This window comes from Allobosea sp. FBZP-16, from assembly GCF_002831785.1.
GTDB classification, from domain to species: Bacteria; Pseudomonadota; Alphaproteobacteria; order Rhizobiales; family Beijerinckiaceae; genus Allobosea; species Allobosea lupini.
Genome location: NZ_LNCQ01000029.1, coordinates 325,893 through 352,866 on the forward strand (window position 1 = coordinate 325,893; position 26,974 = coordinate 352,866).

Annotated in this window: 19 protein-coding genes and 1 tRNA gene; 1 reads left to right on the forward strand and 19 read right to left on the reverse strand. The window is 66.4% G+C overall.

The genetic code is table 11. From position 1 onward, the window contains the following. Positions 1 to 104: 104 nt before the first annotated feature. The 10 genes from CXY91_RS16350 to rplK all read right to left on the reverse strand — a co-directional run bounded on the left by CXY91_RS16350 (position 105) and on the right by rplK (position 18,281). Positions 105 to 2,099 carry an ABC transporter ATP-binding protein gene (locus tag CXY91_RS16350; protein WP_248307513.1) on the reverse strand — a complete coding sequence of 665 codons (1,995 nt, stop codon included), beginning with the start codon at positions 2,097 to 2,099 and terminating at the stop codon, positions 105 to 107. A gap of 55 nt (positions 2,100 to 2,154) precedes the next feature. Then, positions 2,155 to 4,242, reverse strand: a complete 2,088-nt coding sequence (locus CXY91_RS16355) for an FAD-dependent oxidoreductase (RefSeq protein ID WP_100962338.1) — start codon at positions 4,240 to 4,242, stop codon at positions 2,155 to 2,157. Positions 4,243 to 4,451: 209 nt separating this feature from the next. After that, positions 4,452 to 5,618 carry a helix-turn-helix transcriptional regulator gene (locus CXY91_RS16360; RefSeq protein ID WP_100962339.1) on the reverse strand — a complete coding sequence of 389 codons (1,167 nt, stop codon included), beginning with the start codon at positions 5,616 to 5,618 and terminating at the stop codon, positions 4,452 to 4,454. Then, entirely contained in the window at positions 5,615 to 6,721 is a 1,107-nt protein-coding gene (locus tag CXY91_RS16365) for a helix-turn-helix transcriptional regulator (RefSeq protein ID WP_100962340.1), read from the reverse strand. The genes CXY91_RS16360 and CXY91_RS16365 overlap by 4 nt, the downstream gene beginning before the upstream one ends. 258 nt (positions 6,722 to 6,979) lie before the next feature. After that, complete coding sequence (rpoC, locus tag CXY91_RS16370) at positions 6,980 to 11,164, reverse strand: DNA-directed RNA polymerase subunit beta' (protein WP_091843768.1); 4,185 nt, start codon at positions 11,162 to 11,164, stop codon at positions 6,980 to 6,982. 129 nt (positions 11,165 to 11,293) lie between these two features. Then, positions 11,294 to 15,442 (reverse strand): DNA-directed RNA polymerase subunit beta, encoded by a 4,149-nt coding sequence (gene rpoB, locus CXY91_RS16375; protein ID WP_091843821.1) that lies wholly within the window; start codon positions 15,440 to 15,442, stop codon positions 11,294 to 11,296. A 242-nt stretch (positions 15,443 to 15,684) separates the two neighbouring features. Further along, positions 15,685 to 16,065, reverse strand: a complete 381-nt coding sequence (gene rplL, locus CXY91_RS16380) for a 50S ribosomal protein L7/L12 (RefSeq protein ID WP_091843773.1) — start codon at positions 16,063 to 16,065, stop codon at positions 15,685 to 15,687. A gap of 51 nt (positions 16,066 to 16,116) precedes the next feature. Beyond that, a complete protein-coding gene (gene rplJ / locus CXY91_RS16385; RefSeq protein ID WP_091843777.1) occupies positions 16,117 to 16,632 on the reverse strand; it encodes a 50S ribosomal protein L10 in 516 nt (171 codons plus the stop codon). Positions 16,633 to 17,137: 505 nt separating this feature from the next. After that, a complete protein-coding gene (rplA, locus tag CXY91_RS16390) occupies positions 17,138 to 17,836 on the reverse strand; it encodes a 50S ribosomal protein L1 (protein ID WP_100962341.1) in 699 nt (232 codons plus the stop codon). Between the two features lie 13 nt (positions 17,837 to 17,849). Further along, a complete protein-coding gene (rplK, locus tag CXY91_RS16395; RefSeq protein ID WP_091843786.1) occupies positions 17,850 to 18,281 on the reverse strand; it encodes a 50S ribosomal protein L11 in 432 nt (143 codons plus the stop codon). A 360-nt stretch (positions 18,282 to 18,641) separates the two neighbouring features. On the opposite strand from rplK, the gene CXY91_RS16400 reads away from it, so the two are divergent. Further along, positions 18,642 to 19,316: a hypothetical protein gene (locus CXY91_RS16400; protein WP_100962342.1), complete on the forward strand. Its 675-nt coding sequence runs from the start codon at positions 18,642 to 18,644 to the stop codon at positions 19,314 to 19,316. Positions 19,317 to 19,324: 8 nt separating this feature from the next. On the opposite strand, the gene CXY91_RS16405 is transcribed toward CXY91_RS16400, so the two are convergent. The 9 genes from CXY91_RS16405 to CXY91_RS16445 form a co-directional block, all read right to left on the reverse strand. Beyond that, positions 19,325 to 19,855, reverse strand: a complete 531-nt coding sequence (locus CXY91_RS16405) for a cytochrome b (RefSeq protein WP_100962343.1) — start codon at positions 19,853 to 19,855, stop codon at positions 19,325 to 19,327. Beyond that, positions 19,852 to 21,447 carry a methyl-accepting chemotaxis protein gene (locus CXY91_RS16410; protein ID WP_158673446.1) on the reverse strand — a complete coding sequence of 532 codons (1,596 nt, stop codon included), beginning with the start codon at positions 21,445 to 21,447 and terminating at the stop codon, positions 19,852 to 19,854. Before CXY91_RS16410 ends, CXY91_RS16405 begins: the two co-directional genes overlap by 4 nt. Positions 21,448 to 21,570: 123 nt before the next feature. Continuing rightward, positions 21,571 to 22,104, reverse strand: coding sequence for a transcription termination/antitermination protein NusG (nusG, locus tag CXY91_RS16415; RefSeq protein WP_091843800.1), 534 nt, complete (start codon positions 22,102 to 22,104; stop codon positions 21,571 to 21,573). Between the two features lie 14 nt (positions 22,105 to 22,118). Further along, a complete protein-coding gene (gene secE / locus CXY91_RS16420; protein WP_091843803.1) occupies positions 22,119 to 22,310 on the reverse strand; it encodes a preprotein translocase subunit SecE in 192 nt (63 codons plus the stop codon). Positions 22,311 to 22,490: 180 nt separating this feature from the next. Further along, positions 22,491 to 23,264, reverse strand: a complete 774-nt coding sequence (locus CXY91_RS16425) for a molybdate ABC transporter substrate-binding protein (RefSeq protein ID WP_100962344.1) — start codon at positions 23,262 to 23,264, stop codon at positions 22,491 to 22,493. A gap of 213 nt (positions 23,265 to 23,477) precedes the next feature. Beyond that, positions 23,478 to 23,553 (reverse strand) — tRNA-Trp (locus CXY91_RS16430). Between the two features lie 211 nt (positions 23,554 to 23,764). Next, entirely contained in the window at positions 23,765 to 24,892 is a 1,128-nt protein-coding gene (locus CXY91_RS16435; protein ID WP_100962345.1) for an ABC transporter substrate-binding protein, read from the reverse strand. 295 nt (positions 24,893 to 25,187) lie between these two features. Continuing rightward, positions 25,188 to 25,865, reverse strand: coding sequence for a GntR family transcriptional regulator (locus CXY91_RS16440; protein WP_100962346.1), 678 nt, complete (start codon positions 25,863 to 25,865; stop codon positions 25,188 to 25,190). After that, complete coding sequence (locus CXY91_RS16445; RefSeq protein ID WP_100962347.1) at positions 25,858 to 26,694, reverse strand: isocitrate lyase/PEP mutase family protein; 837 nt, start codon at positions 26,692 to 26,694, stop codon at positions 25,858 to 25,860. The genes CXY91_RS16440 and CXY91_RS16445 overlap by 8 nt, the downstream gene beginning before the upstream one ends. Positions 26,695 to 26,974: the final 280 nt, after the last annotated feature.

Consider the following 26,974-nt stretch of genomic DNA (forward strand, 5'->3'; position numbering starts at 1 on the left):
GCGTCAACCCCGGATTTGCCCCTTTGGGCCCGTGGCGTTCAGCTTATTCGGCAGGCTGACCGGCGAAGCAGTCTCTAGACTAAAAGTGAGAGACGGATTCAGCCTCAATCGTCGTCATCTTCGGCACTCGCCCGCATCTGGTCGTTCCAGAGCTTGCGATAGAGGCCGGAGCGCTTGCGCATCAGCGTCGCGTGGTCGCCGCGCTGCACGACGCGGCCGGCGTCCATCACGATGATCTCGTCCATATCCGCGACAGAGGTCAGCCGGTGCGTCACGAACAGCAGGCTGCGGCCGCGGCCGATCTTCTTCAGCGTGCGGTTGATCGCGGCCTCGGTGGTCTGGTCGAGCGCCGAGGTCGCCTCGTCAAGGAGCAGGATCGCCGGGTCGCGCAGCAAGGCGCGGGCAATGGCGATACGCTGACGCTGTCCGCCTGACAGGGTCTCGCCGCGCTCGCCGACGATGGTGTCGTAGCCATCCGGCAGGCTGATGATGAACTTATGGATCTCGGCCTTCTTGGCGGCGGCCTCGACCTCGGCGTCGGACGCGTCCAATGAACCGAGCCGGATGTTCTCGCGCAGCGAGGTGTTGAACAGGACATTGTCCTGGAACACCACCGCCATCTGGGCCCGCAGCGAATCGCGGGTGACGCTGGCGATATCGACGCCGTCGATCGTCACCTTGCCGCGCTGCGGATCATGGAAGCGCAGGAGCAGGCTGAGCAGCGTGCTCTTGCCCGCCCCGCTCGGCCCGACGATGGCGACGCGCGAGCCGGCAGGGATCGCAAGGTCGAGGCCGTCGATCTGGGCGCCCTCCCCGCCATAGGAGAATCGCACGCCCTGGAAACCGATCTCGTGCGCGATGCGCGGGCACTCGATCGCGTTGGGCCGGTCGGAGACCCGGATCGGCTCGTCGAGGATGTCGCGCATGTGCCTGACGGCGCCGGATGCGTCGATCACCACCGGGATGTATTGGGTCAGGTGGTTGAGGTTGTAGGTGATCTCCCAGAACACCGCCTCGAAGGCGACGAAGGTTCCCACCGTGATCACGTCGTTGAAGGTGAGATAGGCGCCGATCGCCAGCACGATCAGGTGCAGCCAGAGCACCACGATGGTGATCGAGCGTTCGACCATGGTGTTGAGGAAGGTCGAGCGGCTTTGAGCCGCCCGCAGCACGCTGTTGCGCTGGCCGAACCAGCGCTGCGAGATGCCAATGAGGCCGAAGGCCTTCACCACCGGCTGGGCGCCGATATTCTCCTGGACGACGCCGAGCTCGCCCGCCTGCGCCCGCTTGACCTCGTAGCTGGCGGCGACCGCCTTCGGCGTGAGGAGCCGCGGCCCGATCAGCGCGATCGGGATGATCAGCAGCGCCAGCAGGCCGAGCTCGGTGTTCAGGTAGATCAGCAGGGCGATGCCGGCCAGCAGCTCCAGCAGCGGCAGCGCGCCCCAATTGGCGAAATGGATGACCGACTCTTCATAGGTGGTCATGTCATTGGAGAAGCGCGACAGGATCTCGCCGCGGCGATGCCGCTCGTAGAAGCTCAGCGGCAGCTTCTGGATATGTTCGAACAGCGAGCGGCGCACATCGGTGGTGATCGCCGCCGTCACCTTCGCGTCGATCCATTCGTACCAGATCGCCACCACCGAGGTGACGATGCCGGCGATGCCGAGCACGCTGAGGATGAAGATCAGCTCGCTGCGATCCTTGTCCTCGAACACCTCGTCCAGGAGGTATTTGAGCGAGAGCGGCATCAGCACGTTGAAGGCCATCTCGACCAGGAGGCCGAGCCCGACCAGGGCGATGCCGAGCCGGTGCGGGCCGAGATGCGGCCAGGTGAAGGAGAGGACGCCCCTCAGCGCCCCCGCGGCTTCGCCGGCGGTGTAGACGATCGGGCCGTCATGGTCCTCGTCGTCCTCCTCCTCATCGTCCTCGTCGTCTTCGTCCTCATCGTCATCTGCCGCTGCCGCGCCGGACAGCGCGCGCCGCTTCGGCTCCTCGGGCGGGCGCGCCGCCGGCCGCTTCGCCGCGCCGGTGGCCTTCGTCGCGGGATCGGGCGCGGCACCATTCTCGCCCGTGCCCGGCTTGACCTCGTCGTCGCTCACTGATCGCCGGCGGGGCTGGATCAGCGCCCGCCGCTCCCTCTCGGATCGGATTGGCTCAGGCGCTATCGGGCGCGATTCGGTTGAAGAAGCAGTAGCGCAGGCTTTCCGCATCCTCGTACCAGCGGCCGGGGCCTTTGCCGGCGGCGAGCGTGCGCTCCCAGAGCGCGTCGAGCATCTCCTGGCTCTGGACCGCCATGTCGAAATCCTCGTCGAAGAACAGCTCCGACCACTCCCACCAGGTCGCGAGCTTCTTCACGCCGCGCAACAGGTCGTACATGTCGCAGACCTCCGACGTGAGGTCGGCCGTCACCGAGCCGAAATAGACACCGCGCCTGGCCACCCGATGCAGCTCGCCGAGCGCATCCTTGACGCCGCGCGTGCCGAGATGGGCAAGGCAGCTCTCATAGATGATGTCGAAGGAACCGTCCTCGAAGGGTAGGTCCGCGACCGTGCCGAACAGATTGTACTGCGCAAGATGCGCCGGCGTGCGGCCATGGATGTAGCGGTTGTTCTCGATCCCCCAGGCGTCGATGCCGAGCTCGCGCAGCGCGCCGACGAGTTCGCCCGAGGCAGAGCCCGCGACCAGCAGCTTGAAACCCGGCTTCGGCTGCCAGACCATGTCGATCAGGTCGCGGATATAGCCGGGATCGCTGAAGCGGCTCCAGACCTCGCCGTAAGGGCCAGCGCCGCGATAGGCGTCGAAATAGCCGCGGTCGATGCGCAGCGACGGCTCGGGCACGACGATGCCGCTCACCTCGCCAGCACTCTTGGCGAGCCCGGTCGCGTAGCGCTGGCGCATCACCTTGCCCAGCATCAGGTCGCTGGCGATGTCGGCGGAATCGAGCACGCCGTTCAACGTCGAGTCGAACAGGTAGTCGCCGACGACGATCAGCCCGTCATGCTCCTTCGGCTCCGGCATGTGGTTCGTCACCACGTCGCGCACTGGGACGCCGCCCGGAATGGCGTTCACCGAGGCCATCCAGCGATGCACCTTCGCCTCGATCAGATGCGGGAAGGGATCGCCCAGCGAGGCCGGCAGCGATTTCAGCGCCGCCTTGATCAGCGCCTCGTCGTCGAGATTGGCATAGGACAGCGCGTCGATGCCGGCGATCAGCCAGTTGAGCACGCCGTGGCGGCCGACATCGTGCCGGGCGCCCTCGATATAGACGCAGCAGCCGCCGAAGCTCTCCGACATGAACCAGGCGCCCTCGATCTGGCCCTCCCAGAACGGCTTGTCGAACAGCGCGGCGACGCGCAGGTAATGCGCCGGCCGGTCAAAATGGGCGAGATGGCGGCTCATGCCCTGGCGCAACCGGCCTTCGCCGAAATCGATGGTACCGAGCCAGTTGTGCGGCAGGCACATCAGCACGAAGTCGAATTCGCGCGTCTCCGGCCCCTTCCCGTTCATCATGTCGAGCCGGTAGCGGCCGCCATCCGCCTTGCCGACACGAAGGACGCGATGGTTCAGGAAGACCTCGGCGTCGAGATTGGCGCTCAAGCCCTCGACCAGTTGCTCATTGCCGTTCTGGATCGAATAGACGTCGATATAGCCGTCTACATCCATCAGATAGTTCTTCAGCGCGTTGAGGCCATTGCTGATGTGCCCTTCGGAGGCGATGTCGGAGCGTGCCATCGCCCGGAGGAAGCGCCGCGCCACGGGATCGGCCACCTCCTGCTCGAGCACCTCGTCGGCGCTCATGAACATCCAGGGATGGTTGTTGTCGTGCTTGCCGGCGCCCTCGTAATAGGCCTGTTGCGACATCAAATCAGCGCAGCGCGCCCGGAACGCCAGGATGGCGTCAGCGGTCGCATCGCCATAGCGCCGGCGCATGCCCTCGACGCCGTCGACCAGCTTGCCGTCGAGGTGGAGAGCCTGCGAATCCATCGGGATGGTCTGAAAGCCGAAGCCTTCGATAAGCTCGCGCAACGGGTCGTGGCCGAGCTGGGAATAGCCGTAGATCTCGGCGACCCCGGCCTCGTAGAGGGCCGGCGCGTTGTCGAAGCGGCGCGTGACGATCTTGCCGCCGAGCCGCTCGGACGCCTCGAACAGTGTCACCCGGCACAAGCCCTGCATCTTCTTGCGGACCTGCCAGGCCGTCATCAGCCCGCCGGGACCACCCCCGACAATCGCAACTTCCAGCATCTGCCAGCCCTGCCCCAGCGTCTCGCGCTTCGCGCCGTATTGTGAGACCTATAGCGCCACGGAGTTGCCATAATTTTACTGCCGCGACCATGCCTCTGTTTCGCTGTGAGCCGATCTCGCCACATCTTTCCGAAAAGTAATGGGTGCGCGTGCCGGCTGAGCACCCGTGCAGAAGAGCCCCGCGCCCGCTGGCAGGTCGCCTGAAGGCTTTAACGCACCACCATCCGCGCCAGCAGCGCCGTGAGCTCGCTCTGCCGGGTGGTGCCGGTTTTCTGGAAGACGCGCTTCAGCGTGGTCCGCGCGGTGGCCTCGGTGATGCCGAGCTGCTCCCCGGCCTCGCGCGGCGGGCGGCCGGCGCCGACCAGCGCCGCGAGCCGCGCCTCGGCCAAAGTCAGGCCGAACAGATCGCGCACCAGGGCAGGGTCGGCCGGCGCATCAGCCTTGGAACTGGTCACCACCGCGATGGCGACGGCCTCAGCCAGCAGTGTTTCGACGGGGCCGCCACCGGCAGGCCGCACCGGCAGGATGTGGACAGCGAGGAAGCCGTCGCGCTGGGGGTGCGGCACGAGCACGGGCTGCGGCGGACCGCTGCGCGCCACCGCGTCGCCGAACGCCGCCTCCGCGATCCGTGCCTGCAAGGCCTCGCGCGCCGTCTCGCTCCGTGCCGTCAGCCGGCCATGAGCGACGACCAGCCCGTCCCCGAGCAGCGCCTGCCCGGCGGGATTGGCGAACAGCATGCGGGCATCGCCGGCGAGCAGGAAAACGCCGACGCCGACCCGCGCCAGCGCATCCGACAGGGCCCATTGCGAGGCTTCGGCATTGATCAGGCGGATGCCGAGCCGCAAGGCATTCTCGACATGGCGGCCGATCCGGCTCAGCCTGTCGAGTTCCTCCTCCGTCCAGGCCTGCTTCTGGTCCGAACGCTGGATCGACAGGGCGACGGAGACGCGCGGATCGGGCGAGATGCCGACGCCGCCGAACCAACCGAGGCCATGGCCGCGCAGGAACTGCGTGTAAAACGGCAGGGTCCGCATCTCTTCGGGCGATGCGATGTCGCGATCGGTCACAGCGTCATGACGCGCGATGGCGCCGCGCTCGATCGAGCGCGAGAACCGGACGTCTTGCCGCCACCATTCGCCAACTTCGTAGTCTCGCTGTGCCGCCTCGAGGCGAGGCGAGCAGATCGAGCCGAAACCGCCATCCTCCCGCTGATAGATCATGATGGCGCCGACATCTCCGAAGCTGTCGGCGATCTCCTGCAGAGCCTGCGGCCAGCGCTCGGGGACGGCGGCTGCATCGTAGATCGCCTCGACCGCGGCGACGAAACCATCGCGCGGCGGAGGCACTGCGTCGCGCAGAATGATATCCCCGCTCATGGCGTCCGCTCACCAGAGCCCGGCAGGTCGCTCGTCACGCCGGCACCGCGCAGCAGGCCGATCAGGTCGGCCTGGCGATGCAGGCCGGTCTTGGCCATGACGCGCTTCAAGGTCGAGCGCGCAGTCTCCTCCATCACGCCGAGGGCCGCTGCCGCCTCTCGCGGGCGATGCCCGGCGGCGATCAGCGCGGCGAGCCTGGCCTCGGCCGGCGTCAGGTCGAACAGCCCCTGCACGACATCGGCGGTCGGCACGTCCTTCACCACCACCGGCGTCACGACGAGGATGCTCGCGGCACGCGAGAAGATGTCGTGGGCGGCGCCGCGGATCGGCGTCAGGTGCAGGATCAGGGGCGGCTGGCTCTCGCGGCGCGCGACCGGGATCGACCGCACCGTCGCTCTGGCAATCTGTCCCCTCGCCTGCAGGGCCGCCGCGAGCAGGCCGTCCGCTGCGGCATCGACAAGCCCCAGGCGCGACGGGCGGTCGACGGCGACCGACGGGATCAGCGCCTCGAAGCGGGGATTGAGCGCGAGCGCCCGCCCGTCGCGATCGAGGACCGCAGCCGGCAATCCGATCGCCTCCAGCGCCCGGGCCGCGCCCTGCGCTCGCTCGAATTCGAGCCGGGCCGAGAGCAGCATGGCCCGTGCCAGGTGCGGCCGCATCAGGTCGAAACGCGCGATCAGCTTGTCCTCGACATGTCCCTCCTCCCGCTCGCGCTCGGCATGCAGGATAAAGGCCTCGCCGGTCGGCGACGCGATCGAGGTCGCGACCCCGATCCCCAGGCCCTGCGGCAGCAAGAAATCGCGATAGACCGGCTCGTTCGCCATCTCGCCTTCCGAGAAGATGTCGATGTCGCGCAGGAAGCCGGCATGGCGGCGCTCGAGCAGGCGCCGCGTCCGCTCATTGCCGGGAAAGTTATTGAAATGCGTCGCGACGACCTGATCGAACTCGGCCGTCGAGGAAATCCAGCGACTGGAGCTCGGCGTCACCGCGACCAGCACTGCGCCGGCGCCACGCGCGATCTCCTGGAAACGCCGCAGAACCTGCGGCCATAGTTCCGGCACCACCGCCGCTTCGTAGAGACTGTCGAGAAACTTTTCGTCCATAGCCCCGGTCGCACCCAGGCATGGTCCGCAGAACGGGGCTTCCATTCGCCGACCATGCCTCCGCATGGCGTGACAGCATGCCCTTCGTCGCTCGGCCGCTTCCAGCCGCACAAAGAAAGACACCCTGGCGCATCGCTGCCCCCCGACAGGTTTCGCAACGTAAGCTTAGCCCAATTGTACTAGAAAAGGTCAAGAGTGCTGAAACGAGAACGGCCGCCCGAAGGCGGCCGTTCCACAAAGTCAGCAAGTTCGCCGGTATTACTCGGCTGCAGGCAGCACCGCCGCAGCGGCAGCCGCGGCCTTGGCCGCAGCATCCGCCTTCTGGCCGACGATGAGATCGTCGCGACGCGTCGCCACCTGCTTGATGCGGGCAACCTGCGCGCCGGTGCCGGCCGGGATCAGCGAGCCGACGATGACGTTCTCCTTGAGGCCTTCCAGCATGTCCATCTTGCCGTTGACCGCCGCCTCAGTGAGGACGCGGGTCGTCTCCTGGAAGGAGGCGGCCGAGATGAACGAGCGGGTCTGCAGCGAGGCCTTGGTGATGCCGAGCAGGACCGGAACGCCGGAGGCCGGCTTCTTGCCTTCTTCGCGCAGCTTGGCGTTGACCTCTTCCAGCTCGATCCGGTCGACCTGGTCGCCGGTGAGAATGTCGCTATCGCCGGATTCGGTGATCTCGACCTTCTGCAGCATCTGCCGGACGATGACCTCGATGTGCTTGTCGTTGATGGTCACGCCCTGGAGGCGATAGACCTCCTGGATCTCGTTGACCAGGTAAGCGGCCAGTTCCTCGACGCCCTTGATCGCCAGGATGTCGTGCGGCGCCGGGTTGCCGTCGAGGATGTAGTCCCCGATCTCGACGACGTCGCCATCCTGCAGGTGGATGTGCTTGCCCTTCGGGATCAGGTACTCGACGCCATCGGTGCCGTCATGCGGAGTCAGCGTGACGCGACGCTTGTTCTTGTAGTCGCGCCCGAAGCCGATGACGCCGGCCTTCTCGGCGATGATCGCGGCATCCTTCGGACGCCGCGCCTCGAAGAGCTCGGCGACGCGCGGCAGACCGCCGGTGATGTCGCGGGTCTTGGCCGAGTCGGTCGAGACACGCGCCAGCACGTCGCCGGCCTTCACCGACGAGCCCGGCTCCACCGAGATGATGCCATCGACGGGCAGGATGTAGCGCGCCTCGCCGCCGCGGGGCAGCTTGGCGATCTTGCCGTCCGGTCCGTTCAGCGTCATCGCCGGACGCAGGTCCGACGTCCGGGCGGAACCGCGCCAGTCGATCACGAGACGCTTGCTGATGCCGGTCGCCTCGTCGGTCGTCTCCGTCATCGACATGCCGTCGACCAGGTCCTCGTAGCCGACCTTGCCGTCGACTTCCGCCAGGATCGGGCGGGAATAGGGGTCCCACTCGATCAGGCGCTGGCCGCGCTTGACCTTGTCGCCCTCATCGACGCGCAGCTTCGAGCCGAACTGGACGCGGTGCACCGCGCGCTCGGCGCCGTCCGGGCCGGTGATGACGATGGCGAGGTTGCGCGCCATCGCGATCAGATCGCCATCCGAGTTCCGCGCGACGTTGCGGTTGCGGATCTTGACCGTGCCCTCGAAGTTCGACTCGACGAAGGACTGGTCGGCGATCGTGGCCGCGCCGCCGATGTGGAAGGTACGCATGGTGAGCTGCGTGCCCGGCTCGCCGATCGACTGCGCCGCGATGACGCCGACGGCCTCACCCATGTTGACGGGCGTGCCGCGGGCGAGATCGCGCCCATAGCAGGTCGCGCAGACGCCGTTCTTGGTCTCGCAGGTCAAGACCGAGCGGATCTTCACCTCCTGGACGCCGGCGGCGTTAATCTTGGCGATGTGGCTTTCCTCGATCACCGCGCCCTTGGCGACCAGGACGTTGCCGTCGAGATCGACCACGTCCTCGGCCGCCGAACGGCCCAGGATGCGCATGCCGAGCGAGGCCACGACCTGGCCGGCATCGACGATGGCGCGCATCTTGATGCCGTTATCCGAGCCGCAATCCACCTCGGAGATGATCGCGTCCTGCGCCACGTCGACGAGACGACGGGTCAGGTAACCCGAGTTCGCCGTCTTGAGCGCCGTGTCGGCGAGGCCCTTGCGGGCGCCGTGCGTCGAGTTGAAGTACTCGAGAACGTCGAGGCCTTCCTTGAAGTTCGAGATGATCGGCGACTCGATGATCTCGCCCGACGGCTTGGCCATCAGGCCGCGCATGGCGGCGAGCTGGCGCATCTGCGCCGGCGAACCGCGGGCGCCCGAGTGGCTCATCATGTAGATCGAGTTGATCGGCTTGTCGCGACCGGCATCGTCCTTCTTCACGGTCGAGATGCGGGCCATCATCTCCTGGGCGAGCTTGTCGGAGCACTTCGCCCAGGCGTCGACGACCTTGTTGTACTTCTCGCCCTGGGTGATCAGGCCGTCCTGGTACTGCTGCTCGTAGTCCTTGGCGAGCACGCGGGTCGCATCGACGATCTCCCACTTGTTCTCGGGGATCACCATGTCGTCCTTGCCGAACGAGATGCCGGCCTTGAACGCGTGCTTGAAGCCGAGGCCCATGACGCGATCGCAGAAGATCACCGATTCCTTCTGACCGCAGCCGCGATAGACGGCGTCGATCATGTTGGAGATCTCCTTCTTGGTCATCAGCTTGTTGACGACGTCGAAGGTCATGGCCGGATGCTCGGGCAGCGCGGTCGAGAGAATGACGCGGCCCGGCGTGGTGTCGTAGATCTTTGTATAGGACTGGCCGTCACGGCCGACGCCGGTCCAGCGATACTTGATCTTCGAATGCAGCGTGACGACCTTCTCGTGCAGCGCGTATTCGAGCTCGCCGAAATCGCCGAAGATCTTGCCCTGGCCCGGCTCGCCATCCGAGATGATCGAGAGGTAGTACAGCCCGAGCACGATGTCCTGCGACGGCACGATGATCGGCATGCCGTTCGCCGGGTGCAGGATGTTGTTGGTCGACATCATCAGGACGCGCGCTTCCAGCTGCGCTTCCAGCGACAGCGGGACGTGCACGGCCATCTGGTCGCCGTCGAAGTCGGCGTTGAACGCGGCGCAGACCAGCGGGTGCAGCTGGATCGCCTTGCCCTCGATCAGAACCGGCTCGAAGGCCTGGATGCCGAGGCGGTGGAGCGTCGGTGCGCGGTTCAGCAGCACCGGATGCTCGCGGATGACCTCGTCCAGGATGTCCCAGACCTCGGGCTTCTCCTTCTCGACCAGCTTCTTGGCCTGCTTGACCGTGGTCGAGTAGCCCTTGGCGTCGAGGCGCGCATAGATGAACGGCTTGAACAGCTCGAGCGCCATCTTCTTCGGCAGGCCGCACTGGTGCAGCTTCATCTCCGGGCCGACGACGATGACCGAGCGGCCGGAATAGTCGACGCGCTTGCCGAGCAGGTTCTGCCGGAACCGGCCCTGCTTGCCCTTCAGCATGTCGGCGAGCGACTTCAGCGGGCGTTTGTTGGCGCCGGTGATGACGCGGCCGCGGCGGCCGTTGTCGAACAGCGCGTCGACCGACTCCTGCAGCATCCGCTTCTCGTTGCGGATGATGATGTCGGGCGCGCGCAGCTCGATCAGCCGCTTCAGGCGGTTGTTGCGGTTGATGACGCGGCGATAGAGATCGTTCAGGTCCGAGGTCGCGAAGCGGCCGCCGTCGAGCGGCACGAGCGGACGCAGATCGGGCGGGATGACCGGGATCACGGTCATCACCATCCATTCCGGCTTGTTGCCCGACTCCTGGAAGGCCTCGATGATCTTGAGGCGCTTCATCAGCTTCTTCGGCTTGAGCTCCGACGTCGTCGTCGCGATCTCATGCTTCAGATCGGCGTTGATCTGGTCGAGATCGAGCGCGCGCAGCATCTCGCGGATCGCTTCCGCGCCGATCATCGCCGTGAAGGTGTCGGCGCCGTACTCTTCCTGAGCGCGGACATACTCTTCTTCGGTCAGCAGCTGACGGTCCTTGAGCGGGGTCAGGCCCGGCTCCAGGACGACGTAGGATTCGAAGTAGAGGATGCGCTCGAGGTCCTTGAGCGGCATATCCATCAGCAGGCCGATGCGCGAGGGCAGCGACTTCAGGAACCAGATATGCGCGACCGGGGCGGCGAGCTCGATATGGCCCATGCGCTCGCGCCGGACCCGTGCCAGCGTCACCTCGACGCCGCACTTCTCGCAGATCACGCCCTTAAACTTCATGCGCTTGTACTTGCCGCACAGGCATTCGTAGTCCTTGATCGGCCCGAAGATGCGGGCGCAGAACAGACCGTCGCGCTCCGGCTTGAACGTGCGGTAGTTGATCGTCTCGGGCTTCTTGATCTCGCCGAACGACCAGGATGCGATCTTCTCAGGGCTCGCGATCGAGATCTTGATCGCGTCGAACGCCTGCTGCACCGGCTGCTGGCCGAAAAGGTTCATGACCTCTTGCTTCATAGCCTGTCTCCTCTGGCCGGTGGGGTTTTAGGGAAAACCGCCCTGCCCGGCCTTTGATCCATCGGCCGGCGGCGCCACTGCCGCCGGCATGAGTAACGAACGCCGTCGCGCCCTTGCGGGCGTGACGCCTTACTCGGCTGCCTCGGCGGGCACGTCGCCCTGCTTCGGCTTGGTGTTGATCAGCTCGACGTTGAGGCCGAGCGAGCGCATTTCCTTGACGAGCACGTTGAAGCTCTCGGGGATGCCCGCTTCGAAGTTGTCCTCGCCGCGCACGATCGACTCGTAGACCTTGGTACGGCCGGCGACGTCGTCCGACTTCACCGTCAGCATCTCCTGCAGCGTGTAGGCGGCGCCGTACGCTTCCAGCGCCCAGACCTCCATCTCACCGAAGCGCTGGCCGCCGAACTGGGCCTTGCCGCCGAGCGGCTGCTGGGTGACCAGCGAGTACGGGCCGATCGAGCGGGCGTGGATCTTGTCGTCCACCAGATGGTGCAGCTTCAGCATGTAGATGTAGCCCATCGTGACCTTGCGGTCGAAGGGCTCGCCGGTACGGCCGTCATAGAGCGTCGACTGACCGGACGAGTGCAGGCCCGCCTGCTCCAGCAGCCGCTCGATGTCGGACTCCTTGGCGCCGTTGAACACCGGGGTCGCGATCGGAACACCACGGCGCAGGTTCTGGCCCATCTCGATCAGCTCGGCGTCGTCCATCGAGGCGATGATCTCGTTGTCCTCGTAGACGGCGTCGAAGGAGGCGCGCAGGGCCTTGGAGTCGTGCGCCTTGCGATAGGCGTCGATCGCCTTGCCGATCTGCTTGCCGAGACCGGCGGCAGCCCAGCCCAGATGCGTCTCCAGGATCTGGCCGACGTTCATGCGCGAGGGCACGCCGAGCGGGTTCAGCACGATGTCGGCATGGGTGCCGTCCTCGAGGAACGGCATGTCCTCCGCCGGCACGATGCGCGAGACCACGCCCTTGTTGCCGTGGCGGCCCGCCATCTTGTCGCCGGGCTGGATCTTGCGCTTCACCGCGACGAAGACCTTGACCATCTTCATCACGCCCGGGGGCAGCTCGTCGCCGCGCTGCAGCTTCTCGACCTTGTCGAGGAAGCGCTGCTCGAGGCGCTTCTTCGACTCGTCGTACTGCTTCCGCATCGCCTCGATTTCGGTCATCAGGGCGTCGTCCGCCGTGGCGAACAGCCACCACTGCGAGCGCGGGAACTCGCTCATCACCTCACGGGTGATGACCGTGTCCTTCTTGAAGCCCTTCGGACCGGCGAGGCCGGTCTTGCCGGTCAGGATCTCGGCCAGACGCGCGAAGGTGTTGCGGTCCAGGATGGCCTGCTCGTCGTCGCGGTCCTTGGCGAGACGCTCGATCTCCTCGCGCTCGATCGCCTGGGCGCGCTCGTCCTTGTCGACGCCGTGGCGGTTGAATACGCGGACCTCGACGATCGTGCCCTGGACGCCCGGCGGCACGCGCAGCGAGGTATCGCGCACGTCCGAAGCCTTCTCGCCGAAGATGGCGCGCAGCAGCTTCTCTTCCGGGGTCATCGGGCTCTCGCCCTTCGGCGTGATCTTGCCGACGAGGATGTCGCCCGCCGCCACTTCCGCGCCGATGTAGACGATGCCGGCTTCGTCGAGGTTCTTCAGCGCCTCTTCCGACACGTTCGGAATGTCGCGCGTGATCTCCTCGGGACCCAGCTTGGTGTCGCGGGCCATGACCTCGAATTCCTCGATATGGATCGAGGTGAAGATGTCGTCCGAGACGATCTTCTCCGAGAGCAGGATCGAGTCCTCGAAGTTGTAGCCGTTCCACGGCATGAACGCGACGAGCACGTTGCGGCCGAGCGCGAGCTCGCCGAACTCCGTCGACGGGCCGTCGGCGACGATGTCACCCTTCTTGATGACGTCGCCGACGCGGACCAGCGGACGCTGCGTGATGCAGGTCGACTGGTTCGAGCGCTGGAACTTCTGCAGGCGGTAGATGTCGACGCCCGGCTTGGTCGGGTCCATCTCGTCCGAAGCGCGGATGACGATACGGGTCGCATCGACCTGGTCGACGATGCCGGCGCGGCGGGCCGCGATGGCGGCACCGGAGTCGCGGGCGACCGCGGCCTCCATGCCGGTGCCGACGAACGGCGCGTCGGCGCGAACCAGCGGCACCGCCTGGCGCTGCATGTTCGAGCCCATCAGCGCGCGGTTGGCGTCGTCGTTCTCGAGGAACGGGATCAGCGCCGCGGCGACCGAGACGACCTGCTTGGGCGAGACGTCCATGAAGTCGACCTTGTCGACCGGCACGACGATGACTTCGCCGGCGCGGCGGCAGACGATCAGGTCGTCAGTGAGACGGCCTTCCTCGTCGACGGCGGCGTTCGCCTGGGCGACGTTGTACTTCGCCTCTTCCATGGCCGAGAGATAGATGATCTCGTCGGTCTGCTTGCCGTCGCGGATGCGCCGGTACGGGCTCTCGATGAAGCCGTACTTGTTGACGCGCGCGAAGGTGGCGAGCGAGTTGATCAGGCCGATGTTCGGGCCTTCCGGCGTCTCGATCGGGCAGATGCGGCCGTAATGCGTGGTGTGGACGTCGCGCACCTCGAAGCCGGCGCGCTCGCGGGTCAGGCCGCCCGGGCCAAGCGCCGAGAGACGGCGCTTGTGGGTGACTTCCGAGAGCGGGTTGGTCTGGTCCATGAACTGCGAGAGCTGCGACGACCCGAAAAACTCGCGCACCGCGGCGGCCGCGGGCTTCGCGTTGATCAGGTCCTGCGGCATCACGGTGTCGATGTCGACCGAGGACATGCGCTCCTTGATGGCGCGCTCCATGCGCAGGAGGCCCAGGCGATACTGGTTCTCCATCAGCTCGCCGACCGAGCGCACGCGCCGGTTGCCGAGATGGTCGATGTCGTCGATCTCGCCCTTGCCGTCGCGCAGGTCGACCAGCGCCTTGACGACCGCGAAGATGTCCTCCTTGCGCAGGATGCGCACGGTGTCGGCGGCGTCGAGGTCGAGCCGCATGTTCATCTTGACGCGGCCGACGGCCGAGAGGTCGTAGCGCTCCGAGTCGAAGAACAGCGACTGGAACATGTTCTCGGCGGTCTCGAGCGTCGGCGGCTCGCCCGGGCGCATCACGCGGTAGATGTCGAACAGCGCTTCCTCGCGACGCGAGTTCTTGTCGACCTGGAGCGTGTTGCGGATGTAGGGACCGACCGTGATGTGGTCGATGTCCAGCACCGGAATCTCGGTGTAGCCCTTGTTGATCAGGTCGATCAGGTTGCCCTTGACCTCGCCGGTCTTCGGGTCGGCGGCCATGCTCAACTCTTCGCCGGCCTCGGCGTGAACTTCACCGGTGGTGGGGTCGACGAGATCCTCGGCCACGTACTGGCCGATGAGATCCTCGTTCGTCGCGCGCAGGAACTTGAGGCCCTTGTCGGCGAGCTGGCGGGCGGTGCGCGCGACCAGCTTCTTGCCGGCCTCGATCACGACTTCGCCGGTGTCGGCGTCGATCATGTCGACGCTCGCCTTGAAGCCCTTCATGCGCTCGGCGTCGTACGGGACGCGCCAGCCGTCCTTGTCGCGGACATACACGACGCGGTTGTAGAAGCGCTGGAGAATCTCCTCGCCGTCCATGCCGAGGGCGAACAGCAGCGAGGTGACCGGAATCTTACGCTTGCGGTCGATACGGGCGTAGACGATGTCCTTGGCGTCGAACTCGATGTCGAGCCAGGAGCCGCGATAGGGGATGATGCGGGCGGCGAACAGCAGCTTGCCCGAGGAATGGGTCTTGCCCTTGTCGTGATCGAAGAACACGCCCGGCGAGCGGTGCATCTGCGAGACGATGACGCGCTCTGTGCCGTTGACGATGAACGTGCCGTTGTCCGTCATGAGCGGCATCTCGCCCATGTAGACGTCCTGCTCCTTGATGTCCTTGACCGACTTCGCCTGGGTGTCCGGGTCGATATCGAACACGATCAGGCGCAGCGTCACCTTGAGCGGCGCCGAGAAGGTCATGCCGCGCTGGCGGCACTCGTCGACGTCGTATTTCGGCGGCTCGAAGGTGTACTTGACGAACTCCAGGAGCGAGGCGCCCGAGAAATCGCCGATCGGGAAAACCGACTTGAAGACAGACTGCAGGCCCTCGTCGCTGCGGCCGCCCTTGGGTTCCTCGACCATCAGGAACTGGTCGTAGGACGCCTTCTGAACCTCGATGAGGTTCGGCATCTCCGCCACTTCCTTGAGCTTGCCGAAGAACTTGCGGACGCGCCTGCGACCCTGGAGGGAAGTTACCATCATGTTCCTCGCAATCTCGGACGGCTCACCCGGTGGTCCGGGCCGCGGGCGGAACGGGCCGCCGGGTGAGCCGCTCGGCGCTTCATGCGCGCCGACATTCGAACTGGATCGACCTGCACCGTGGCAGGCCCTGCAAAGCGTCGTTCCGGTTACCGGAAACGACGCAACAGCCCCGGAGGCGGCGAGCCGCCCCGGGACTGTCCTTGTCGACTAGAGACGGACCGGCATCAGCCGGCCCGAGCTCACTTGAGCTCGACCTTGGCGCCGACGGCCTCGAGCTGCTTCTTGAGCTTCTCGGCCTCGTCCTTGGCGACGGCTTCCTTGACCGGCTTCGGAGCGGCCTCGACCAGGTCCTTGGCTTCCTTGAGGCCGAGGCCGGTGATGGCGCGGACTTCCTTGATCACCTCGATCTTCTTGTCGCCGGCGGCGGCAAGAACGACGGTGAACTCGGTCTGCTCCTCGACGGCGGCGGCGGCAGCGCCACCAGCGGCCGGGCCGGCGGAGACGGCGACGGCGGCGGCGGCGGAGACGCCCCACTTCTCTTCGAGCAACTTGGCGAGGTCAGCGGCCTCGAGAACGGTGAGCGACGAGAGTTCGTCGACGAGCTTGGCGAGATCGGCCATGGTTCAGGTTCCTGATGTAAGAGGTTCGAACGATTAAGGGTTGTCGGCTGCTCAGGCAGCGTCCTTGTCGGCATATGCCTGGAACACGCGCGCGAGCTTCGCAGCAGGCGCGGTCGAGAGCTGGGCGATCTTGGTCGCAGGGGCCTGCAGGAGGCCGAGCAACTTGGCGCGCAGTTCGTCGAGCGAGGGCATCGTGGCCAGAGCCTTGACACCATCGGGGTTCAGGGCGGTCGTGCCCATCGCGCCGCCGAGGATGACGAGCTTGTCGTTCTCCTTGGCGAATGCGACGGCGACCTTCGGCGCCGCGACCGGATCGCTGGAATAGGCGATCAGGGTGGGACCCGTCAGCAAGGGGCTGATGGACGCGACGTCGGTGCCTTCAAGAGCGATCTTGGCCAGCCGGTTCTTTGCGACCTTCACGGTGGCGCCATTGGCCTTCATCTCGCGACGAAGCTTCTGGAACTGGGCCACCGTCAAGCCCGCATAGTGGGCCACGACAACGACCGACGTCTTCGAGAAGACGTCGTTCAGCGTCGCGACGGCATCAGATTTTGCCGCTTTATCCACTGGGCTCTCTCCGGTAGGCGACAGGCTTTGAGACCCGCCGCCAGTTGCACGTGCCGCTCGCGAAAAGTGACCGGTTGACACCGACCCCTCACCGGAGCGACGCTCAGTGCCCTGTCCCCAGCCATGGCCGAAGCCGTGATCGGGCGAGATGGTTCGAACCTCGTTCGGCACCTTTCGGCGCCGGAAAAGCTCTTGCACCGTCTATGCAGGCCTCTTGGCGAAATTATGCCCCCTGGCCGGAGCCAAAGGCGCACCTGCAGTCTCAGACAGGACTGGATCCCTGGCCCTCGGAGATCGCTCCCCTCGGACCCGACACCCATTTTTCCGGTGGCGAACCACCGAAAAACGCGAAATGGACCTCCTCGTGCCAAGCACGCGGAAGCCCCGTCACTTATGGAAACACGCAGGAGGCTATAGACCCTCCCCCGGCTTCTGCCAAGTGGTAATCCCTGCGCCGAAGCGCAAGGTGGGGCTGCGGCCGCCCGAAGGCGGCCGCGGCGCGAGATCAGCCGCCGAGGACCGTGTTCGGCTCGATCTTGACGCCCGGACCCATGGTCGAGGAGATCGCGACGCGCTGGATATAGGTGCCCTTGGCGCCGGCCGGCTTCGCCTTCGAGACCGAATCGACGAACGCCTTGATGTTCTCGCCGAGCTTGTCGGCATCGAACGAGGCCTTGCCGACGGCGGCATGGACGATGCCCGCCTTCTCGACGCGGAACTCGACCGAGCCGCCCTTCGAGGCGGCGACGGCGGCGGTCAGGTCCATGGTGACCGTGCCGACGCGCGGGTTCGGCATCAGGCCGCGCGGGCCCAGCACCTTACCGAGGCGGCCGACGAGGCCCATCATGTCCGGGGTCGCGATGCAGCGGTCGAAGTTGATTTCGCCCTTCTGCACGGTCTCGACCAGATCCTCGGCGCCGACGATGTCGGCACCGGCCTTCCTGGCCTCCTCGGCCTTGGCGCCGCGGGCAAAGACCGCGACGCGCAGCGTACGGCCAGAGCCGTTCGGCAGATTGCAGACGCCGCGGACCATCTGATCGGCGTGACGCGGATCGACACCGAGATTCATCGCGATCTCGACGGTCTCGTCGAACTTGGCGTTGGCGCGGGCCTTGACCATCGCGACGGCCTCGGCGAGCGGGTAGAGCTTGATGCGGTCAATGCCTTCACGGCCTTTGACGACGCGCTTTCCGACATGTGCCATTGTCAGTTCCCCCTCAGCCCACGACTTCCAGGCCCATGGAACGGGCCGAGCCACGGATCATCGCCACCGCCGAATCGACGTTGTCGCAGTTGAGATCCGCCATCTTCTTCTCGGCGATCTCCTTGAGCTGAGCCGACGTGACCTTGCCGACATTGCCACCCTTGCCCGGGGTCTTCGAACCCGCGGTCAGGCCGGCAGCCTTCTTCAGCCAGTACGAGACCGGCGGCTGCTTCATCTCGAAGGTGAAGGAGCGATCCTGATACGCGGTGATGATCACCGGGATCGGCATGCCCTTTTCCATCTGCGCGGTCTTCGCGTTGAAGGCCTTGCAGAATTCCATGATGTTGAGGCCGCGCTGACCGAGCGCGGGACCGATCGGCGGCGACGGATTGGCCGCGCCCGCCGGAACCTGAAGCTTCACGTAGCCCGTGATCTTCTTTGCCATGATGGCTGCTCCTGTCGTCCGCCCCGGTGCCGACCGAAACGACGACGCCCCGCCCGCGAGCTGCTATCGCTCCGGATCGGGGTGTTGCAGGGCGTGGTGCGGCGCGAAGCTCCGGCTGGCTGACCGGCGCGCCTCCCACGCATGTGAGGGCCGCCCTATGGCACAGGCCGCTGCGAAAGGGAAGCCCCTGATGGGTCCTGGCGAAGCGGGCGTCGTGTCGCAGGCGCGAGCCGAGGCCCTGCCGACCAGGCGCGGGATCAGCCAGCCTTTCGCCCTGGTCAAGAACGGGCTCCGGTCGTGGCTTGTCCGGAGACCGGTCCATGATCTGCTCACCACAATGCCTCGCGCAGATGGAGTGTCATGGCCCCCGATAAGCGCACGACGGCCCGCCGGCCCGCCACCGGCTTGCGCCAGTTCCTGGATCCCGAGCAGCAGCGCGACTGGATCGAAGGCAAGGCGGACCTGCCCGACGCCGAGGAGCGGTCTGAATCGCTCGAGCTGCGCTTCAAATACATCCCGCGGTTCCAGAAGCTGCTTCATCGCCCACAGGCGCGAGAAATCCTGGAGATCCTCGGGCTCTACGGCGCAACTTGTATCCCCATCCCGCGCAGGAGCGAGCGCCACTACTGGTCCGTGTCCTGCCTGCCATCGACCTCCGACAAGCCCCTCGCACGCGTCAATGCCAGCTGGATGGAACTCTTTACGCTCTACGCGGACGGCGACGACGTCCGGGCGAGGTTCCTGGTGCATCTTTCGGATGTCACGACGGACCGTTCGCTCGAGCAGGGCCATGTGGACGAAGCTTTTCTGGAGCGCTGCGTGACGACGCCGGAAGATGTCGGCTACTTCTTCCCCGGTGGCGCTGACATGTTCGGCATCAATGTGCGCAGCTCTGCCTCGATCCGCCGCTTCCTCGCGGATCGCCGCGCCCTTGGCGCCATCAGGACCTTCAATCTGACGCACATGAACCGCGGTCGGAACGCCTATCAGGCGAGCCATTGCTACAGCCTGGCGGATTACATGCTCGGACATTGAGGGGCGGCTCAATCGGCCCTGGGATCGCGCACCAGATAGTCGCCGAGCGCCAGGCCGATATGGACGACGACGAGCGCGATCAGGCCGAAGGCGAGCCAGGCATGGCTGAGCAGCAGCAGCTCGGCATGGCCCGCCTCCGGCGACCGGATCTCCGGCAGCGAGAGACCGAACAGCAGCTGCCGTGCCCCATAGCTGGAGGCACCGGCCCAGCCCAGCAGCGGCACCACCAGCAGGCCGAGATAAAGCAGCGCATGGACCGGCCGGCTAGCGGCACCCTTCTGCCAGCGCGCCGTGACCTGCGCGAACAGCCGATAGCCTATGCGCACCAAGACGAGGCAAAGCAGCAGGGCACCGGCGGTCTTGTGGCCAAGATAGAGAAGATCGGCAGTCGGTCCCTGGCCGAGCTGCTTCATCGTGACGCCGGTGGCGAACAGGCCGAGCACCAGAGCCGCCGTCAGCCAGTGCAGCACCTTTGCGGCGAGTGGCAGCGACGGCCCGTCTGCCATGTCCGTCCCGGGCTTCGGAAACGCGATGCTCATGCGCCCGCAACCTCCCTGCGCCGGATGAACCCGTCGACGGCCTGCCGGAGTTCCGCTGCCTGCCGGTCGAGATCGGCCGAAGCCGTGGTGACCGCGCCGGCGGTCTGGCGCCAGCTCGCCAGCGTGCCTGCAAGCTGCTCGACCTGTTCGGCGACGAGCCGGACATCGCCGGCCGTCCGCGTTGTCGTCTCGCTGATCGAGCGCGAGCCGACATCCTGGCGGGCGGTCAGCTCGGCGATCGAGAGAGCCGCTTTGTCGACCTTCTCGACCGAGGTCACCAGCGCACCGACCCGCAGGGTGATGCGCTGGGCCGCGATAGTGATCTGGCTCAGCCCCCTGCGAACGTCGTCGGTCGCCTCGGCGGTGCGGTGCGCGAGCTGCTTCACCTCGCCGGCGACGACCGCGAAGCCCCTGCCCGCCTCGCCGGCCCGTGCCGCCTCGATCGTGGCATTGAGCGCGAGCAGGTTGGTCTGGCTGGCGACGGTGCCGATGATGTCGATGACCTGGACGATCTTGCCGACGGCATCGCTGAGCACGACCGTGTCGGCAGTCGCCTCCTCGACCAGCGCCTTCGCCGCATCGGCAACATCCGAGGTGCGCTGTGCCTCGCTCGCGGCTGTGGCCAGCAGCGAGGACACTTCGGTGATCGCTCCGGCGACATGATCGACATGGCCGGAGACGCGCTGCGTCGATCGCGTCGCCGCCCCGGCCCGCTCATCGACGACGCCGGAGAGCTGCGCGAATTCGCCGGCGGCCTGCGACAGCCGGGCCGCATGCTGCTCCAGCGCCTGCGCGATCGCCGCGATCCGCTCCTGGAAGGCGCCGTTGCGCGCCTGGGCCGCTTCCTGGCGCGCGACCTCGCCCGACAATGCGCTCACGCGCGCCTCGACAGCCTCCTGCTCGGCCTGCAGCCCGCGCTGATGCGCCAGCAGGGCGCGGCCGAGCATGCCGATCTCGTCGCTGCGCATCGCGAGCATCTCGAGCCCGCGCTCCTTGCGGTTCTCCGCCAGGGCCCGCGCCATCTCGCTGATCGGGCGGACCAGCCAGCGGTGCTCCAGCCTGACGATGAAGACGAGGCTGAACAACCCGAGCAGCGAGAGCAGCACCTTGTTCTGGTGGGCGCTCTCGACATGCTGCGACAGGTCGGCACTCAGCCGGCCGATCTCCTCGCCGAGCCCACGCCGCAGGGCCGAGCGCCTGTCGGCGATCACCCTGAGCTCGGCCCGCGCCGTGGCAATGTCCGCGGCCTCGCGCATCGCCCTGGCGCGCACCGCGATCACCTGCGTATCGGCCTGCAGCTTGCCGTCGAGCCGGGTCGCGATGTCCTCGGCCGCGATCGCGAGCACCTCGAGATCGGAGGATTCGGGGCGGACACCTGAGAAGATCGCGACGCTGATCCGCTCGAACAGCATGGTCGTCGCTTCGAGGCGGCTGGCGAGATCGCTCTGGGCTGTCAGGCTGCGGGTAAAGGCTTCGAGCTTGCGCGAACCGATCAGCTCGGTCGCGACATACAGGCAGGACAGCGCGCCGAGCAGCACACCCCACAGCGCCAGGCGCTGTCCGACCGTCGCCTTGAAAGTCCTGGGAAACATGCCCGCCCGCCCGAAAGCCGGAGCGGACAATCTCATACACGCCTGAAGGAGGCGTTAACTACGAAAGCACGCAAAAAGGGCGCCGTTTCCGGCGCCCTTGGCAATCTCGATAGGCGACGAGCCTCAGAGCTTCTCGACTTGGCTGTATTCCAGCTCGACCGGCGTGGCGCGGCCGAAGATCGAGACCGCGACCTTCAGGCGGGCGCGGGCGTGGTCGACATCCTCGACGACGCCGTTGAACGAGGCGAACGGGCCGTCGGCGACCTTCACCTGCTCGCCGACCTCGAACACCACGGTCGGCTTCGGCCGCTCGATGCCCTCGGCGACCTGGCCCTTGATCCGCATAGCCTCGTGCTCGGGGATCGGCATCGGCTTGGCCTTGTCGGCGCCGAGGAAGCCCGTGACCTTGGGTGTGTTCTTGATGAGGTGATAGACCTCGTCGGTCATCTCGCACTTCACGAGGACATAGCCCGGGAAGAACTTGCGCTCGGTGTCGACCTTGCGGCCGCGGCGGACCTCGACGACCTTCTCGGTCGGGACCAGCACTTCATCGAACTTGTCGGAGAGGTTGCGCTGCGCGGCCTGATCCTTGATCGACTGCGCGACCTTGTTCTCGAAGTTGGAATAGGCGTGGACGATATACCAGCGTGTGCTCACGTTCTTGCTTCCGTTCAGCGCGCGAGGATGAGGCCGAGGCCCCAACGGATGACCGTGTCGGTGAAGAGGAAGAACAGGCTCGACATGAGCACCATCAGCAACACCAGGCCGGTGGTGATCAGCGTCTCGCGGCGCGAGGGCCAGGTCACCTTGGAGGCCTCGCTGCGCACCTCCTGCAGGAACTGGAAGGGATTCGTCTTCGCCATCGGGCTCGTCACCTCGGTTCCGGATCGCCGCCTTCGGGCAGCGATTCGGCGGTCCTGAAAGATTCGCGGCGCGGGGCTCAGGGAGCCGCGCGCCGTCGTTAGGGGCTTCTTACAACGCTCTTGCCCGCTCGCCAAGCGGCTTCTTGCGCGCCGCGGCGATGCGCGCGCTCGGCGCCGGGCTCACTGCCCCGCGGCTGCCATGCCCTTTGCCGTCAGGACGCGCATGGCCGCCTCGCTCCGCAGGAAAGCAAGCAAGGCCCGGGCGCCCTCCGGCTGCGGGCTCGCCGCGCCGAGGCCGCCGGTATAGGTCGTGTAGTTCTGGATTTCGGCCGGCAGCGGCCCCACCAGCCTCGCCCCGGGGACGGCCAGGATCTCGCTGATCTGGTGAATTGCCAGATCGGCCTCGCCGGTGACGAGCCGCTGCGCAACCAGGCCGCCGGGCACCAGCACCGCCTTGGCCTTGATCTCCTCGGCGATGCCCATGGTCTCGAGCAGCTTCGCGAAATAGATGCCGCTGGAGCCGCCGGCAGCCGGGTCGATATAGGCGACCTTGCGGGCGGCGAGCAGCGCCGCCTTGAAACCCGCCACCGTCGCGATGTCGGGACGGGTCTCACCGTCCTTGACCGCGACGCCAACGGCGGTGCGCGCCAGATCGGACGCGGTGCCCGCGGCGATCTTGCCCTTGTCGATGAGATCCTTGACTGCGGCCGGTGTCAGCACGGCGACGTCGAAGGTCTCACCGGCGCTGATCCGGCGCTGCAATCCGCCGGCCGTGTCGTTGTCGATGATCAGCTTGTGCCCGCTCGACCTTTCGAATTCGGCGGCAACGGCCAGCACAACCGGCTTGAAGGCGCCGGCCGTCAAGACCTTGATGTCAGCTGCCCCGGCAAACCCCGAGGTGAGAATGCTGGAAAGCGCGAGCGCTGCGACCCGGATGCTTGAAAACAGCTTCATCGACAATCTCCGGCGGCATGCGCCAAGGCATGCGGAACAGCGCCGGAGCGTAAAGCCCACCGCTCGCGTGCAAAGCTGGCATCGGCGAAGCCGAGGTCACGTTCTCGCGAGACGGGAGGGTACGGAATAAGGGGCTGCGCCGCTGGGGGAGATCGGCTCGATCGCCAGCCGATCGCTGGCGCAGAGACAGGCGGCATCGCCGCGATTTGCGGCTGGCAGGGGCGGTAGGGCTCGAACCTACGACAACCGGTTTTGGAGACCGGTACTCTACCAACTGAGCTACACCCCTGTAGCGCCGGTTGCTTAGCCCGAACCCTATCCGCTTTTCAAGTCGAAATCGCAACCGCCCTGTTCAAAGTTGACTCAAATCGTCAGCCAGTCGCGCCAAGGCCTTGGCGTAGCGGGACATTGCGCTGGGCGCCGGCCTGCGTGAGGCGGGCAACGAAAAGGGCGGCATCACCACCGCCCTTTCAAGCTCCGCTGCGGGAGTAGCCTATCGTTCACTTCGGCAGGCGGCCGATGATCTTCTGCTTGCCGTCGACCACCTCGGCCAGGAAGCTTTCGCGCTGGACGTCGCCCTTCGCGTCAAAGGTCGTCTCCATCAGGATGCCGGGCTCCTCCTCCGGCTTGATCGTCGCACCGTGCAGGGTCGCTGCGACCTTGGTCGGCTCGAACTTGCCGAGCTTCTCGGTCGCCCATTTCACCGCATGCACGGCCATGTAGCCCTTGATGCCGTTGTGGTCGGGCACGAACTTGAAGCGTGCCTCGAAGCGCTTGCCGAACTCCTGCAGAGCGGGGATCGGCGCATCGACGGTCTGGCCGACATGGCCGCGCACGCCATCGGCGGCCTTGCCGGCGAGCTCGATCACCTTCTGGCTCAGGATCGTGGTCTCGCCGATCACCGGCTTGCCGACATTCTGGTCGCGCATAGCCACCAGCAGCCGGGCGCTCTCCTCCTCGTTGAGGTAGACGAAGACGGCATCGACCGCGGCGTTCTTCACCTTGATCGCCTCGCCGGCGAAATCGGCTTGGCCCTGCTCGGTCGAGAGATCGACCGGCACTTCGATGCCGCGGCTATTCAGCTCTTTCAGGATCGCCTCGTGGCCGCCCTTGCCGAAATCGTTGTTGACCCAGACCACGGCGACCGACTTGGCCTTGACCTGGTCCTTCAGGTAGGCGGCGATCTTCGGCATCGCCGCCGACTGGCTGAGCGAGGTCCGGAAGATGAAGGGATTGCCCTGGGCGGTGTAGGCCGTGCCGTCGCCGGCCGCCAACTGCGCGATCTCGGCGCGCTGGGCGATCTGCATCGAGGCCATGATCGAGCCGGTATAGACCGGCCCGAGCACCGCATGGGTGCCCTCGTCGATCGCACGCTGCACAGCGGCGCGGGCATTGGCCGGGTTGGTCTGCGTGTCATAGGCGACCATGTCGATCTTGCGCCCGAGAATGCCGCCCTTGGCGTTGATCTCCTCGACCGCAAGCTCGATGCCGCTCTTCCAGTTGGTGCCGGCGGTCGCACCCGGTCCGGACAGTTCGGCGATGGTGACGAGCTTCACCTTGTCCTGCGCCAGGGCTGGCGTTGCCGCCAGTGCGAGCGTCAGGGCAATAGCTTTCAGGGCGATGGTCATGCGGCTCCTCCCGAGCTTCGACGGCCGTTACAGGCTCTCGCCCAAGAGCATAGGCTCTAGGACACTGTATGCAAGATGATTTAGTGGCTACTGACAGTCACCCTCACGCCGCCATGATAAGCGGAGGTCGTCCCGGGCGTAGCGAAGCGAAGACCCGGGACCCATTCCGGAACCTCTACCGGAAAGGCTCAGGAATGGATCCCGGATCGGCGCCGCTTCGCGGCTTGTCCGGGATGACGAGGCGGCTAGTGCAGGCCTCCTACCGCTTGAACCCACCTCAAATCGGTCTGTCAACTCAGCCCCGTACCCCGCCGGTGCGCAGCACATCGGCATAGGCGTCCCAGGCCCGCATGATGTGCCGGTGCAGGATTGAGTCGAGATCGGCCAGGCGCCCGGCCGCGAAGGCCTCGACCATCTGGTGGTGCTCTGCCATCGAGCGCTCCTGCTCGCCTTCCAGCGGGACCGAGAGATGCGTGCGCAGCGCCGCGACGCGGCCGGAGACCCCGCGATAGGCGTTGCCGAGATAGCGGTTGCCGCAATGCTGGAAGAAGACCTCGTGGAAGATGGTGTCGGCCCGGGCATAGTCGCGGCGGCTGCCGTTCGCCTGCGCCGTCTCCATCGCCAGGAGGGCGCCCTTCATCGCGGCGAGAGCCGCCTCGCGCGCCTTGCTAATGCATTCGCGCAGCGCCTGCGTCTCCAGCATGTAGCGGAAGACGCAGAGCTCGGAGACGTCCTCCTCGGTCGGCGCGAAGACGAAGGTGCCCTTCTTCGGCACGATCGTCACCAGCCCCTGCAATTGCAGCCGCGCCAGCGCCTCGCGCACCGGCGTGCGGCTGACGCCCAGCGCCTCGCTCAGCGCTTCCTCCGACAAGGTCTCGCCAAGGCGCATCTCGGCGTCCACGATCGCATCGCGCAGGCGCTCCTCGACGATGGCGACCAGCGATTTCGGCTGCTCGACCTTGAGATCAGGCATAGGTGTCACGACCCAAGAAGGCCTCGTAGCTCGGCAGATCGAGCATGGCAGGCTCCAGCCCGCGCGTCGTGCCCGTGCGCTTCAGCTCGCGCGCGAAGGCCGCCATCATATGGGCGTAGGCCAGGGTCGAGGCCACCGGATAGCTCAGCAGCTTGAAGCCGAGACGCTCGAAATCCGCCGCCGTCAATGGCGGCACCCTGCCCTCGACATAGTTGAACATCAGCGGTGCCGCGATCTCGCCCAGCGCCCGCTTCATCTCCTCCTCGGATTGCAGCATCTCCAGCAGCACGAGATCGGCGCCGGCCTGCGCATAGGCCTTGCCGCGCGCGATCGCCTCGTCGAGGCCGAGCGGCAGCCTGGCATCCGAGCGGCCGATGATCAGGAAATCGGGATCGCGCCGGGTCGCGACCGCGATGCGGATCTTCTCGGCATGCTCCTCGGGCGTCACCAGCGCCAGCCCCTTCATCGCGCCGCAGCGCTTGGGCGTGACCTGGTCCTCCAGATGGATCGCGGCGACGCCGGCCGCCTCGTATTCGGCGACGGTGCGGGCGACGTTGTTGAGGTTGCCATAGCCGGTATCGGCGTCGGCGATCAGCGGCACCTTGATCGCCGCGGCCAGGGCCCGGCCGCGCGCGACCATCTCGGTCATGGTCAGGAGGCCGATATCGGGCGCGCCGATCAGGCTGGCGGAGAGGCCGTTGCCGGTCATGTAGACCGCTTCGAACCCGGCCTGCTCGATCGCTCTTGCGCCGATGGCGTCATGGCATCCGGGCGCGACGACGAGGCCAGGCTGGCGCAGCCTGTCGGCGAGCGAATGGCGGGGACTCATCGCGTTCTCCACTCCGTATGCAAGATACAGGAAGCTGGCACGATCCTCATCGTGAAGCCAGTGCCGCCGTCGCGATCGTCACCGGAAACGAAAAAGGGCGGCGTTGCCGCCGCCCTTTCCGTAATTGTCGCGGAGCCGAAGCTTACGCGATGATCGACGCGACGACGCCTGCGCCGCAAAGTCTGAGGTTTCCGCGGACGTCGTTGCCGCTTCGATCAAGCAATGATCGAAGCGACGACGCCTGCGCCGACGGTGCGTCCGCCTTCGCGGATGGCGAAGC